14 protein-coding genes are annotated in these 14278 nt (G+C 41.7%); 7 read left to right on the top strand and 7 right to left on the bottom strand.

The window, feature by feature from the left end:
* Positions 1 to 60: 60 nt before the first annotated feature.
* Positions 61 to 546 (bottom strand): DUF2780 domain-containing protein, encoded by a 486-nt coding sequence (locus BTO21_RS18505; protein ID WP_045030912.1) that lies wholly within the window; start codon positions 544 to 546, stop codon positions 61 to 63.
* A gap of 177 nt (positions 547 to 723) precedes the next feature.
* A complete protein-coding gene (locus BTO21_RS18500) occupies positions 724 to 1344 on the bottom strand; it encodes a BamJ family beta-barrel-assembly machinery protein (RefSeq protein WP_045030910.1) in 621 nt (206 codons plus the stop codon).
* 124 nt (positions 1345 to 1468) lie between these two features.
* On the opposite strand from BTO21_RS18500, the gene BTO21_RS18495 reads away from it, so the two are divergent.
* Positions 1469 to 2329: a LysM-like peptidoglycan-binding domain-containing protein gene (locus BTO21_RS18495; protein ID WP_170064531.1), complete on the top strand. Its 861-nt coding sequence runs from the start codon at positions 1469 to 1471 to the stop codon at positions 2327 to 2329.
* 79 nt (positions 2330 to 2408) lie between these two features.
* Here BTO21_RS18495 and BTO21_RS18490 read toward each other — a convergent pair whose 3' ends face one another.
* The 4 genes from BTO21_RS18490 to BTO21_RS18475 all read right to left on the bottom strand — a co-directional run bounded on the left by BTO21_RS18490 (position 2409) and on the right by BTO21_RS18475 (position 6468).
* Entirely contained in the window at positions 2409 to 3281 is an 873-nt protein-coding gene (locus tag BTO21_RS18490; RefSeq protein ID WP_045030906.1) for a DMT family transporter, read from the bottom strand.
* Positions 3281 to 3742 (bottom strand): GNAT family N-acetyltransferase, encoded by a 462-nt coding sequence (locus tag BTO21_RS18485; protein WP_045030904.1) that lies wholly within the window; start codon positions 3740 to 3742, stop codon positions 3281 to 3283. Before BTO21_RS18485 ends, BTO21_RS18490 begins: the two co-directional genes overlap by 1 nt.
* A gap of 67 nt (positions 3743 to 3809) precedes the next feature.
* A complete protein-coding gene (locus BTO21_RS18480) occupies positions 3810 to 4406 on the bottom strand; it encodes a Crp/Fnr family transcriptional regulator (RefSeq protein ID WP_105026971.1) in 597 nt (198 codons plus the stop codon).
* A 94-nt stretch (positions 4407 to 4500) separates the two neighbouring features.
* Positions 4501 to 6468: a bifunctional 2',3'-cyclic-nucleotide 2'-phosphodiesterase/3'-nucleotidase gene (locus tag BTO21_RS18475; RefSeq protein WP_045030902.1), complete on the bottom strand. Its 1968-nt coding sequence runs from the start codon at positions 6466 to 6468 to the stop codon at positions 4501 to 4503.
* 415 nt (positions 6469 to 6883) lie between these two features.
* On the opposite strand from BTO21_RS18475, the gene cysG reads away from it, so the two are divergent.
* Genes cysG through cysQ form a run of 6 tightly spaced genes read left to right on the top strand, consistent with a single transcriptional unit; the run spans position 6884 to position 13797 of the window.
* The gene (gene cysG / locus BTO21_RS18470; RefSeq protein WP_045030901.1) at positions 6884 to 8299 is read left to right on the top strand and encodes a siroheme synthase CysG; all 1416 of its coding nucleotides are present in this window, start codon (positions 6884 to 6886) and stop codon (positions 8297 to 8299) included.
* Positions 8300 to 8312: 13 nt separating this feature from the next.
* The gene (cysD, locus tag BTO21_RS18465; protein WP_045030899.1) at positions 8313 to 9221 is read left to right on the top strand and encodes a sulfate adenylyltransferase subunit CysD; all 909 of its coding nucleotides are present in this window, start codon (positions 8313 to 8315) and stop codon (positions 9219 to 9221) included.
* A gap of 10 nt (positions 9222 to 9231) precedes the next feature.
* Positions 9232 to 10656 carry a sulfate adenylyltransferase subunit CysN gene (gene cysN / locus BTO21_RS18460; RefSeq protein ID WP_105026970.1) on the top strand — a complete coding sequence of 475 codons (1425 nt, stop codon included), beginning with the start codon at positions 9232 to 9234 and terminating at the stop codon, positions 10654 to 10656.
* A gap of 5 nt (positions 10657 to 10661) precedes the next feature.
* A complete protein-coding gene (locus tag BTO21_RS18455; RefSeq protein ID WP_045030895.1) occupies positions 10662 to 12392 on the top strand; it encodes an SLC13 family permease in 1731 nt (576 codons plus the stop codon).
* Positions 12393 to 12411: 19 nt separating this feature from the next.
* The gene (gene cysC, locus BTO21_RS18450) at positions 12412 to 13035 is read left to right on the top strand and encodes an adenylyl-sulfate kinase (RefSeq protein ID WP_045030892.1); all 624 of its coding nucleotides are present in this window, start codon (positions 12412 to 12414) and stop codon (positions 13033 to 13035) included.
* Between the two features lie 24 nt (positions 13036 to 13059).
* A complete protein-coding gene (gene cysQ / locus BTO21_RS18445) occupies positions 13060 to 13797 on the top strand; it encodes a 3'(2'),5'-bisphosphate nucleotidase CysQ (RefSeq protein ID WP_045030890.1) in 738 nt (245 codons plus the stop codon).
* 299 nt (positions 13798 to 14096) lie between these two features.
* Here cysQ and BTO21_RS20180 read toward each other — a convergent pair.
* Positions 14097 to 14278, bottom strand: a 182-nt coding sequence (locus BTO21_RS20180) for a hypothetical protein (RefSeq protein ID WP_211298261.1), incomplete at its 5' end; no start/stop codon positions are given.

Below are 14278 nucleotides of genomic sequence, written 5' to 3'. Positions count from 1 at the left end.
TTAAATAAAAAACAAGGCAGCGTATCGACGCTGCCTTGTTGGTTATTGGGGCTGAAAATATTATTTTGCAGCAGGTGCCCATACTTTATCTAGCGCGCCTAAAAGGGCATTACTTGCACCTTGCTGGCCTAAGAACTGGGTGATAACAGGAATAAACTTGTTAATCATCGCTGGATCCATACCAAGTAATGAGAACACTTTATCAATGTTAGCTTGGTTGCTAAGTAGCTGACCTAATCCCATTGGTAATGAGTCCGTTAACTTTTCAGCACCAGGGATCAGTTTTGAAAGTTCACTGCCTTGTGGGCCTGAAAGTTGGCTCGCCGCTAACCCTAATAGTGCACCAGCACCACCGGCTGCTTGCTCTGGTTTAACACCAAGCTCAGAAATAAGGGTTTTTGTTAGTGGGTTTTGTGCCACTTGGCTGACCACTTGATCGGCACTTTCTCCACCGAAAATATCAGATAAGCTAAAGGCGTAGCTCATGGTGCTTGATGATAACAATGCAACCGCTGCGAGAGTCGTGACGATACGACGTTTTTTCATTGGAGACTCCTTAGTAAAGATAAATACCGAAGTCTTTAAAATTAGAAATTGACTTGGGTATGTCAATCCTAGTGAAGATTTGTCTGATTGTAATGCTTTATTATTGATTGAATTATTTTACAGCCATAAAAAACGGCGCTCGGAGCGCCGTTTATTTATTTGTTCAAGCTAAAAATCTTAAAGGATTTCTAGTAGCTCTACTTCAAATACTAGTGCAGCATACGGAGGGATAGCAGCACCTGCGCCGCGCTCACCGTAAGCAAGGTCTTGTGGAATAGACAGCTTCCACTTAGAACCTACAGGCATCATTTGAAGAGCTTCAACCCAACCAGCGATAACGCCAGTTACAGGGAATTCTGCAGGTTGACCACGAGATACAGAGCTGTCAAAAACAGTGCCATCTGTTAGCATACCGTGGTAATGCACACGTACTTGCTTGTCAGAAGTTGGGATTTCACCGTTGCCTTCAACTAGAACTTCGTATTGAAGGCCAGAATCAGTTACTGTAACTTCTGCACGCTGTGCGTTTTCAGCTAGGAATGCTTCGCCGTCAGCTGCCGCTAATTTAGCTTGCTCTTGACGTGCAGCGTCTGCTGTTGTGTGAAGATCACGTAGCGCATTGTTGATTTCATCAACTTCGATTTCTGGCATTTCGCCAGCAAGAGAAGCTGCAATACCTTTAGCAATTGCTGCTACGTTTAGGCCTTCAAGACCACTTTGTGCTAGTTGTTGACCCATTTGTAGACCAATACCGTAGCTTGCTTTAGTCTCAACTGTATCTAGTTTAACGTCAGACATTATTGTCATCTCTTAATGTAGAATGAATTAAAGCAGGCAGGATAACAGTTTAGCCCCCGTCGGGTAAATGTTTGTAACCAATATTCGCTAATTGCGTGACATATGAAGCTTTGGAGTGCTGTATATGGGAAAGGTAAACCGCCGTTCAAATAAAAAAAACGGCCGCCGTCAACCGCCACTAAAACTAAACATTAGCGCGGTAAAGACAAAATGCAGCGAGCGTCTATCTGGAGCCTGTCGAGTATGGCAGCGTTTTCCTCGTTTTCATCGTTGGGCGTTACTGTTTGTGGTGCCAGTATTTATTGGTGTATTAATGCTGCCATCAGCAAAAGAATTAGAGGGAGGATCGGGGGGAATACCGATGCGTCGTGATATTTCTCTTAATTTAGGCAATAGTGATGTTGCTAGCCTCGTCACATCTGGGCCTAATATTCAGGCAGAAAACAATCCTGATGGTAGTCGTAAACAAGGCATCGTTAAACGTACCGATGTGGTATTAGATAGCGCTGATATTAAAGAAGATGCTGGAATGAAAGCGGCGGGTGGCATAGAAGATCGTGGTCCGGCTCCTGAACGTAAGCCTATGACATCAAAAATATATCCGATTAATGGCGGTAAGGTTTATACCATTGATACTACAACTCATAAGCCCGTAGTGGTATCGCAAGGTGCTAAGCCTAACGTGCAGCCTGCATCCGTTGCAACTCAACAACCCGCAGGTGTTGCAGGTCAGTGGTACAGTTTAAAAGTACCAGCAGGGGAAACCCTAGCCAATATTTTCCGAGATAAAAATTTACCGTTAGGCGATCTTTATGCCATGGCGAATATTGAAGGGGCGGGTAAGCCAATTAGCCGTATTCAAGCCGGACAAACATTACGTTACCGTCAAAATAGCCAAGGTAAGATCGACGGCTTAAAAATTCAAGGTAACGGTATTTCTGTTTCGTATGCAAGAAATGCCAGTGGTCGTTTCTACCGCCAATAAATAACCTATTATTGAGCTCTAAATAAACAAGCCGCCAGTGGTAAACTTGGCGGCTTGTTGTTTTTAAGTGTTAGATTTCTTAATCTGCATTATGGGTTAGTGCATTTTTAGAATGACGAATCTTTGGCCATGGTGCCATTGGAATAATAATCAATAGAATACCTAAACCAGTGAGTAAATCGGGAATTTCGTCAAACCATAGATAACCCAATATCGCCACAAAGATCAGCCCCGAATATTCTGCCAAACCAATCTTATACGTTTCGCTTTGACGGTACGCTGCCACACAACATCCCTGATAGCCCAAGGTAAACACGGCACTTGCTGCAATCAATAACCATTGCTTTGGCTGTAATGGTTGCCAATATTGATAGGCTAATAAGCTTGATATTGGTAACGATAAAATACCGGTCCAAAATAGTGTACTAATTATCGGTTGTTGAGGCGGTAATTTGCGCACTAAAACATTATATAACGCTAACGTTGATGCGGTACCTAGCGCTGCCAATGCCGCCCAATGAAATTGATCTGGGCGTAACACAATAATAATGCCTATAAATCCCACCGCAGTTGCTAGCACTTTTTCTTTATTAGGGCGCTCACCTAACACGACCATTGATAGTGGTAACATTAATAGTGGCGCGGCATAAAATAAGGCATTTGCGGTGGCTAGTGGTAGATAGGTTAGAGCGATCAGTAACATCCCACTGCCTGCTAATACTAAGTGGGCACGGATAGCATTGATTTTCCAATGGCCAATATCACGCTGAGCGGGGGTTAATCGTAACCATAATGGTGCAATTAGGATCACGCTCAATAATTGGCGAATAAACATATATTGAAACGCAGATACGCTGCCATCTAATAATTTTACTGCCACATCAGACAGTGATGACGATAAATTACCGCAAATTAAAATCGCAATACCGACTGAAACTGCAGACCAACGCATTACACCAGATCTTGTAATAATTGCATATCAACATGAGGGATACCGTCTTCAAGATACATGTCTGAAGTTTGAGTAAAACCATGAGAGCGATAGAAATCGACTAAGTATTGTTGAGCACCAATTTCAATTAACTGTTGTGGCCAAATGACTTCTGCGTGGGCTAATCCTTGACGTAATAATTGATGACCGAGGCCATGTTTACGTTGGCTTGGCGCCACAACCACCCGCCCAATACTGACGTTATCATAGGTTACCCCTGGCGCTAATAAACGGAGGTACGCAACGAGTTCATTGTTTGCGTAACCCAGGAGGTGGTAAACACTATCGGCTCGGTCGTGATCATCAAGATCAGGGTAAACACAATTTTGTTCAACGCCAAACACATCAGAACGTAACTTTAAAAGATCATAAAGCTGGTGGGTGGTCAGTTGTTCAAAGGGTAAACATTGCCAAGTCGTCATGGTTAAAGTCCTTATTAGATATACTGCTGAGTGTATCGATATTTATCAGTAATGAGGTTAACAATGGTTAACTTTTATCAATAATATCGTCACTTGCGATCCGTTTTTTGATACGGCTTAAACTAATGGAAGTAATCCCTAAGTAAGACGCTAATTGGTAGTCGGTAATGCGACCGACTAACTCTGGAAAATGGTCACAAAATAGTTGTAATCGTTGTTCTGGTGTGTGCATTAACATAAAGCGTTCTTTGTGTTCTTTATGCAGTAACTGGCGTTCTAATAATGCTTGATAGAGTGGGTGCTGTTGCTGGCGCCATTGTTGAAATAATGTGATGGGCAACATGATTAATTGACTGGCTGATAATGTTTCTAATAGAAAAGCTGATGGTTCGTTATTAATTAGACTTTCAAATCCAATGATTACATCTTGATCCCAATAGAACTCTTTACTGAACTGCTTACCTTGATCAGTGAGATAACACGCATGACAGAGGCCGTTTAATAAAAAGTAGCAATGGGTTTGACGTTGCCCTTGGTGCAATAGAATATGCCGAGTAGGTAGTTCTAACGGTTCCGCTACGGCAATCACATCGCTAATGGTAGCAGCATCAGCGCCAAGTTGGGTTAGGAAAGCGATTAATTCGACATGGTTATTGGAGAACATAGATAATCTAACGTTGAAATAGGCAGTAACGATAGTGTACCAAAAAAATACCGCAACCAAGGTTGCGGTATATAGATGTTACATTGAAGTGTTATTATTTTTTAGATTGAAGATCCAATTGGTAAATAGCAAACCCACCAGGCGTGGTACTCACTTGGTGCATTGGGTATTGGCCTTTATCTTTAATAAACTGTGCTGCTTTATCACTGTTTGCAGTTTCAAATCGAATATCTAGTTTGTTATCACTTTTCAGTGGTGTGAAGTGCCAGTTATTATCAGCACTTGGTACCACTTGACCTTTTTGTTTGCTCACGCGACTGATGTAATCGGATAATACAGTACGGTTTTCATCGGGTGATGCAAAAGCAACAAACGCTTCACCCGTTCCTGCAAATTTACCACTGTAAGCGCGGTAGTTGTTAGTTGCGACTAAGAACGTCTGCTTTAAATCAATCGGCTTACCATTAAAGCTTAAATCTTTAATACGGTTAGCGGTTGGATTAATTAGCTTACATTCGCCATCGTATTTTGCAGGTTGTGAAATATCAATGTTGTATTTGACGCCATCAATGACATCAAAGTTGTAAGTACGGAAACCATCCCAGTTAATCAATCCTTGTGGCTTCTCACTGTTAACATCAATTTGATTAAACTGTGCCGCGGAACATTCTAGCCATTCTTGAACATCTTTACCTTTTACCTTCATCGCAACAAGGGTATTGGGGTACAAGTATAAGTCAGCCGCGTTACGGAATGTTAGTTGGCCTGCTTCTACTTCGGTGTAGTTACCTGCGTCATTACCACGACCGCCTGCTTTAAATGGGGCAGCTGCTGATAATACTGGCAGGCCATCAAGATCGGGGTCGCCTTGAATAAAGCGTTCAACGTAATCTTTTTGTGCCAAGTTAACGATTTGTACGGTTGGATCATCTTGAACCAAGGCTAAATAGCTGTACATCACATCGCTAGCTTTACCAATAGGTTGGTTAACAAAATCACGAGTGGCATTATGATCAATCTTTACTGCTGCAACCAATTTAGGATCGGCTTTTACTAACGATTTTTGGTTGGCTTTATCAAATATAGGGCGTGCTTCAGTTTGGGCTGAGGTTACTTTCCAGCTATTGCCTTCTTTATTTAACACTAAATCCATAATACCAACGTGATCACCCCAGCGACCTGGCATCACTGCTGCAATACCATTAATGGTGCCTTTTTCAATATCAACGCCGGGTAAATTAGCAAAGTCTTTGCTTGGGAATACCGCATGCGAGTGACCAAATGCGATTGCATCGATGCCTTCAACTTGGGTGAGGAAGTAGACTGAGTTTTCAGCGCCCACTTTATACGGATCAGTTGAAACGCCAGAGTGTGGAATGGCGATAATAATATCTGCGCCTTCCGCCTTCATTTGTGGAATAAACTTCTCAGCAGTTTGTTTAATGTCTTTCGCTTCTACTTTACCTTCAAGGTTATTTTTATCCCACACCATAATTTGTGGTGGCACAAAACCAATGTAACCAATTTTTAGTTTTTGGTTATTACCGTCGTTATCTTTGAAGGTGTAATCCTGAATAAGGTAAGGCGTAAATAAGTTTTTGCCGGTTTTTAAATCATAAACATTGGCATTGATATAAGGGAAGTTTGCGCCTTCGATGCTGGTATCAAGGAAATCTAGGCCATAGTTAAATTCGTGGTTACCAATATTACCTACTGCGTAGCCAAGTTGATTCATGACCTTATAAACAGGGTGAACCTCGCCTTTTTTAATACCTTTGGCTGCCATGTAGTCACCCATCGGGCTGCCTTGCAATAAATCACCATTATCAACCAAGACACTGTTAATTACTTCGGCGCGCGCTTTCTCAACCAATGTTGCTGTGCGCACTAAGCCTGTTTTATCGGTTGGCTTATCCTTGTAATAATCGTAATCCATTACATTTGTATGAATATCTGTTGTTTCAAGAATACGTAATTTAATTGTTTCTGCGTTTGCAGGGCCGGCAAGTAGCAGGAGTCCGCCTAATACCGCAATTGATAAAGGCTTAACAGATAGTGTCATGTGTATCTCCAAAGGATAGGCAAGGAAAGCGCGCTTAAAATAGCAAATCTTATGCGGTTACTATCACAACCTGTCGCGTAATTGTGCTTTAACTCTCATTTTTTATATGCACAACGATTATTAAACCGTTAAATAACCGTAACTATGGAGCTGAAAGCAAAAATGAATCATTAAATTAAGAAATAAAAAGCATAACTTAGGTTCGAAGTGTTATTTGAAAATCCTTCATTTTGGCTGCTGTTCGCTATTTATGTTTGGTTTGTATTTATTTGCGGTTGATCATCCTCTTTGGTAACAGAAAGAGAACGCTCGAATTAACAACCAAACTTTTGAGTATAAAAAATGAAACTTTAGAATTTCAAGTTATATCACCGGCTCTCTATAGTGGTAACAGAGCAACAATGGAGAGTTAACAATGGATTATTTACCAATATTTGCTGATTTAAAGCGTCGACCCTGTTTGGTTGTTGGTGGTGGTAATAGCGCATGGCGCAAAACAAGGATGTTATTAAAAGCAGGTGCAGATGTGGGGGTGATTGCCTCTAAGCTTAATACGGATTTTGAGGAAGCCATTGCCGCGGGTCAAGTTCGCCATATTGGTGAAGAGTTTACTCCTAGCGATCTTGATGGGATTTTTTTAGCGATTGCAGCTACCCCATATAAAGCGCTGAACGCCTTGGTCTATCAATCAGCGAATCAACGCCAAGTATTGGTCAATGTAGTTGATGATACTCAACGTTGTAGTTTTATTGTGCCGTCAATTATTGATCGTTCACCGATCATTGTTGCGATTTCATCATCAGGTAAAGCGCCCGTTCTTGCGCGTTTACTACGTCAAAAACTAGAAGTGATACTGCCACAGCACTTAGGCAAGATGGCAACCCTAGCTGGTGGCTTTCGAGGTTATCTTGCAACCAAGCTCCCTACCTTTTCTAGTCGTCGTGCCTTTTGGGAGCAAGCTTTTAATGGTCGTTTTGCTGATTTGATTGCTGTTGGTCGTCATAGTGAAGCGCAGCAAGCATTAGAACAACAGTTACAAAACCATACGCCACCAACAGGGCAAGTTGCTTTAATTGGGGCCGGACCCGGTGATGCAGGGTTATTAACTTTACGTGGTTTACAGTTAATGCAGCAAGCAGATGTAGTGCTGTATGACTACCTTGTTTCCGATGAAGTAATGGCGTTGGTGCGCCGTGACGCGGAATTAGTCTGTGTCGGAAAAAAAGCGGGCTTTCACAGTGTGCCGCAAGAGCAAACTAACCGTTTAATTGTTGAATATGCCCAACAAGGTAAACGCGTTGTAAGGCTTAAAGGCGGTGATCCATTTGTGTTTGGTCGTGGCGCTGAAGAGTTAGAAGTACTGGTAGAGGCGGGGATTGATTTTCAAGTTGTTCCCGGAATTACTGCCGCAGCAGGTGCCACTGCTTATGCTGGCATTCCATTAACTCATCGTGATTACGCTCAAACCGCGATGTTTATTACTGGGCACTTAAAGCCCGATGGTCAGCAGCTCGATTGGTCAACCTTAGCGCGTGGTAATCAAACCTTAGTGATTTATATGGGGCTAATGAAATCGAGCCATATTCAGCAGCAGTTATTACAACATGGCCGCGCCCCTGATACCCCTATAGCGATTATTGAACGCGGCACACAGGCCACTCAAAAAGTATTAACCGGACAATTAGATCAACTTGCCGATTTAGCACAGCATGCTGCTTCGCCATCGTTAATTGTTGTCGGTGAAGTCGTTAAGTTGTCACATAAATTAGCTTGGTTCACAACAAAGGAACAGTTATTACCGCAACCTGAAGCGGTAGTGAAACTGGCATAACATGGAGAGAGTGATGGATTCGAAACGTTTAACCCACCTCAAACAGCTCGAAGCGGAAAGTATTCATATTTTGCGTGAAGTTGCGGCTGAATTTGATAACCCTGTAATGATGTATTCCATCGGTAAAGATTCTTCAGTGATGTTGCATTTAGCTCGTAAGGCTTTTTATCCCGGAAAAATTCCGTTTCCGTTATTGCACGTCGATACCACGTGGAAATTTCGCGAAATGATTGAGTTTCGTGATCGTACCGCCAAGAAATACGGTTTTGATTTATTAGTCCATCAGAATCCAGAAGGGGTAGCGATGGGAGTGGGGCCATTTACCCATGGTTCATCAAAGCATACTGACATTATGAAAACCCAAGGTTTAAAACAAGCGCTGGATAAGTACGGTTTTGATGCTGCATTTGGTGGTGCTCGTCGCGATGAAGAAAAGTCACGCGCTAAAGAGCGAGTGTATTCATTCCGCGATAAAAATCACAGTTGGGATCCTAAAAATCAACGCCCTGAATTATGGAAAACCTATAACGGTCAAATTAATAAAGGCGAAAGCATTCGCGTGTTCCCGTTATCCAATTGGACTGAACTTGATATTTGGCAATATATCTTTTTAGAGCAAATCGAAATTGTGCCGCTGTATTTATCTCAAGTACGACCGGTTGTTGAGCGTGATGGGATGTTAATCATGGTCGATGATGAGCGGTTAGAGTTACAGCCAGGGGAAACCATTGAGCAAAAAAGTGTCCGTTTTAGAACTTTGGGATGCTACCCGTTAACGGGAGCGGTGGAATCTACTGCTGATACGTTACCGGGGATCATTGAAGAAATGCTGGTGGCGACATCCAGTGAACGTCAAGGTCGAGCTATCGATCATGATCAATCTGGCTCAATGGAATTGAAAAAACGCCAAGGTTATTTCTAAGGAGAGAATAATGAACAGTGTGATAGAACAACAGGTCGCAGAATTGGGTATCGAAGCTTACCTCGATCAACACCATAATAAATCTTTACTGCGATTTTTAACCTGTGGCTCCGTTGATGACGGTAAAAGTACCTTAATTGGTCGTCTACTGCATGACTCGCATCAGATTTATGAAGATCAACTTGCTGCAATCCATACTGATAGTCAAAAAGTCGGTACCACGGGCGATAAACCTGATTTAGCATTATTAGTCGATGGACTGCAAGCAGAGCGTGAGCAAGGGATCACCATAGATGTCGCTTACCGTTATTTCTCGACCAAAGCACGTAAGTTTATTATTGCTGATACTCCGGGTCATGAGCAGTACACCCGTAATATGGCAACTGGCGCCTCGACCTGTGATGTGGCGGTTATTTTGATTGATGCCCGTAAAGGGGTCTTAGATCAAACGCGACGTCATTCTTATATCGCCAGTTTACTTGGTATCCGCCAATTTATTGTAGCAATTAATAAGATGGATTTGGTCGATTTTGATCAAGCACGTTTTGACGATATTAGGCTGCAATACCTCCAATTTTCAAAAAAACTCAATCCTAATATCAATATTCAATTGTTACCTCTGTCAGCTTTAGAGGGCGATAACGTTGTCAGTCAAAGTACCAAGATGCCGTGGTATCAAGGCGAGCCGTTATTAACGCTATTAGAATACGTTGATTTGTCGACGGATGATGATTCGGCAGACTTACGTTTTCCTGTTCAATATGTGAATCGTCCTAATCTCGATTTTCGCGGCTTTGCTGGCACATTAGCGTCGGGTGAATTACGTGTTGGGCAACGAGTTACCGCATTACCTTCAGGTAAAATATCGACTGTAGAGCGGATTGTCACTTTTGATGGTGACTTAGCATCAGCAACTAAAGGCCAAGCCATTACTGTTACCTTAACGGATGAAATTGATATTAGCCGTGGTGATACGTTAATTGCCACGGAAGATAACGTGCCGTTAAGTAATAATGTATTAGCCGATATTGTCTGGATGGGGGAAACCGCATTAACGGCGGGACGTCAGTATGATATTAAAGTGGCAGGTAAAAAAACGCTAGGCAGTGTAAGTACGATACGTCATCAAGTTGATATTAATAGTCTTGATACCTTTGCAACCGAGACGTTACCCCTTAATGGCATTGGTTTATGTGAGTTCAACTTACACGATGCGATTGCCGTTGATAGCTATCAAACCTGTAAAGATACTGGCGGCTTTATCATTATTGATCGATTAACCAATGTAACCGTTGGCGCCGGATTAATTAGAGAGCCATTAGCAACAGATAAAAGCAGTCGTAGTTATTCAACGTTTGAAGTTGAATTTAATGCATTAGTCCGTAAGCACTTCCCGCATTGGGATGCGAAAGATATCAGTCAATTACTGGAGTAATGTGAATGAGCTGGGAACAAGCTACTGTGCTGGCAATGCTAGTAGTGATTATTCTCTGCTTGCTCACCACGAAGATTAAACCCGCGTATTTATTTGCTGGCAGTGCGTTTATTGGTTTTCAAGCAAACTTAATTGAATTACCAGCCATTGCCGCAAATTTTACTAACTCATCATTATTAACCTTAGTGCTGTTGATATTAGTGTCAATTGCATTAGAAAAAACCCGCTTAATTAGTTGGGTTGGACGCCAGATTTCACAAGGTGGTCATAGTTCAGTTGTGGCTAAGCTGGGATTATCAACCGCGTTATTATCATCTTTTACCAATAATACCGCGGTGGTGGTGTCGTTAATTGGGGCGATAAAACGTAATCAACGCCATGCACCCTCTAAATTATTACTGCCTTTATCGTATACCGCTATTTTAGGGGGCACACTGACCTTAATTGGTACATCGACTAATCTTATTATTAATAGCTTTGTTGAAGATGTCGGCTTGCCGAGTCTTGGTTTTTTTGCCCCGACCATGATTGGCTTAGCGGTATTAGTTATTGGGTTAATGATCTTAATCCCATTGAGTTATTTTTTACCGGATAACGATGACGACAGTGAAGAACAGCTGCCTTATTTTTTAGAGGCGCGAGTAAAAAGTCATTCACCGTTAATAGGAAAGAGTGTCACTGAAAATGGACTTCGCGCATTACGGCGTTTATTTTTGGCTGAGCTTATTCGTGATGGTAAGACAATTGCACCCGTTTGCCCTGAGACTAAATTACAAGCAGGCGATCGATTATTGTTTTGTGGTGATATTGAAAGTGTCACCACTTTACAAGAAATAGAAGGACTGCATTTATTTGGTCAGCATCATCTTAATGGTCAATCGATGATGGAGGTAGTGGTCAGCCATTCTGCTGCTATTTGTGGTAGTACCTTAAAAATCACTCAATTTCGCGAAAACTTTGATGCGGTAGTAGTCGCCATCCGTCGTGGCCATGAACGGTTAGCTGGTGGCTTGGGTAATATTGAATTACGAGCTGGAGATACATTAGTTATTGTGCCGGGGAAACTGTTTAACCAAAAGCAAACCAAGCTTGAGCGTGAATTTGTATTGGTTAATGGTCTCGATTCAAGCGCCCGTTTAGACCGTTATCGCAGCACAACAGTATTAGCCGGTTTTTTAAGTGTGATTGTATTGGCTTTATTTGATTGGCTACCATTGATAAAAGGATTAGCCGTTTATCTATTGGTGCTGGTGGCGTTGGGTATTATTTCATTTGGTGAGCTTCGCCGTCGATTTCCTATCGATATTGTAGTGATTGTTGGGTCAGCATTAACATTAGCACAATTAATGATGACCAGCGGCTTATCACACCACATGGGACAAGCCCTTATTACCGCATTTAATGGTTGGGGTGTTTATGGTGGTTTAATTGCCATTTATCTACTCACCTTAATTCTTACTGAGCTGATCACCAATAACGCCGCGGCAGCATTGGCCTTTCCAATTAGCTATAGCTTGGCGCTTGGCTATGGTGTCGATCCGATGCCTTTTATTATGGCAGTGTTATTTGGCGCGAGTGCGAGTTTCATTTCACCGTATGGTTATCAAACCAATCTACTCGTTTACAGCGTCGGTAATTATAAAATTAGAGATTATATTAAACTTGGATTACCGCTTTCCATTGTGTATTCCAGCGTAGTGTTGATCTTGATCCCATTCGTCTTTCCTTTTAACTAAATTAACAATGGAATATGTTATGAATACGACAACGAAGTCCCATGATGATAACAATAATATTGTCTGGCATAGTTATAGTGTGACTAAAGAGCAGCGAGGTCAGCAAAAGCAGCAGCAGCCTTGTGTTTTATGGTTTACTGGGTTGAGTGGTGCTGGTAAGTCAACGGTTGCTGGAGCCTTAGAGCATCAATTATTGGCGTTGGGTTATCATACCTATTTATTAGATGGTGATAATGTTCGTCATGGGTTATGCAAAGATCTTGGCTTTTCAGAGCAAGATCGACGTGAAAATATTCGCCGGATTGGTGAGGTTGCCGTACTAATGGCTGATTCAGGATTAATCGTGCTAAGTGCGTTTATCTCGCCCCATCGTGAAGAAAGACAATTAGTTCGAGATTTACTGCCACAAAGTGAATTTATTGAAGTATTTGTTGATACCCCTTTGGCTGAATGCGAAAAGCGCGATCCTAAAGGATTATATAAAAAAGCACGTGCGGGAGAAATAAAGCAATTTACAGGTATTGATGCAGAGTACCAATCGCCCTTACAGCCTGAAATTCATCTTGCAGCCGATAGTCATAATATTAATGAGTTAATTGAGCAATGTATTAACGCTTTACGGAGTCGAGGTATTATTGCTTGATAACTGGTAACAGGAGTACCGTAAGTGACAACATTACTTGATGCTATATACAACATCGCATTGGATGCGGGTAAATCAATAATGACGCATTATCACAGTAATATTATTATTGAAAATAAAGCCGATAATAGCCCCGTGACCATTGCGGATCTTACCGCGAATGAAATTATCATTAGTCAGTTACAACAGTTAACGCCTGATATCCCTATTTTATCTGAAGAGTCACCACATACTGATTGGCAACAGCGTCAACATTGGCAATCTTTTTGGCTGGTGGACCCACTTGACGGCACCAAAGAATTTATCAATAAGAATGGCGAGTTCACCGTTAATATCGCACTTATTGAAAACGGGAAACCTATTTTAGCAGTGGTCTATGCGCCTGCATTAAATAAAGCGTGGTTGGGTGATAGTAATAAAGCTTGGCTTGTGACTAAAGCAGGTAAAGATGTGATTCGTCTTTTACCCTCTACTATTCCAACCGTTGTTGGTAGTCGTTCACACCCTTCTGCTGAGTTAGCTGTTTATCTTCAACAATTAGGTGAGCATAAATTGGTTGAGGTTGGATCATCATTGAAGTTTTGCTTAGTGGCTGAAGGACGCGCCCAGTATTACCCGCGTTTCGGGCCAACAATGATGTGGGATACCGCAGCTGGTCAATGTATAGCTGAAAGTGCTGGCGCTACAGTGAATGATTTTGAGGGTTTACCACTTCGTTATGATCGTGAATCTTTATTGAATCCTTGTTTTGTTGTCTCATAATCATTTTAAATTAACCAAAAGTCACTGATTGATTAAATAGTCAGCAGCATTTTTAAATCACAACTACTAATCAGGGATGTTGTTGTATGAATATTGAGTCTTTTATGGCTTTTGGTTGGTATTACTAGCATTCACACCAAAAAAGCAAATAAACAATTGTCATCCTTTGTGTTCTCTCTATAATGCAGCCCAACGACACGGAATACCTACGGTTAGTAAGTTACTTACAACCTGTGTGTAACTTGTCGATAAGCGGTTTATAAAAAATCATTGCGGTAATTGACTGTTTTTGTCTTATATTAAGCTATGAAAATCGCAGTCTTGATTTGAATGTTATTCGAATGGTTGGAAATGTAATTTGTTTTTAACGCAAGGCAAGTCAGTAAAGGGTTTCTTAAATCTGATTTAAAAAACTTGTTGACTTTAAATTGGCGCGGAGTAGTATACGCAGCCTCAGCCAATACGATGTATTGTGCTAACG

Origin of the sequence: Photobacterium phosphoreum (genome assembly GCF_002954725.1) — a bacterium.
Classification (GTDB): Bacteria; Pseudomonadota; Gammaproteobacteria; order Enterobacterales; family Vibrionaceae; genus Photobacterium; species Photobacterium phosphoreum.
Note: the sequence above shows the minus strand (reverse complement) of the source record. Positions and strands in the feature narration are given on the sequence as shown.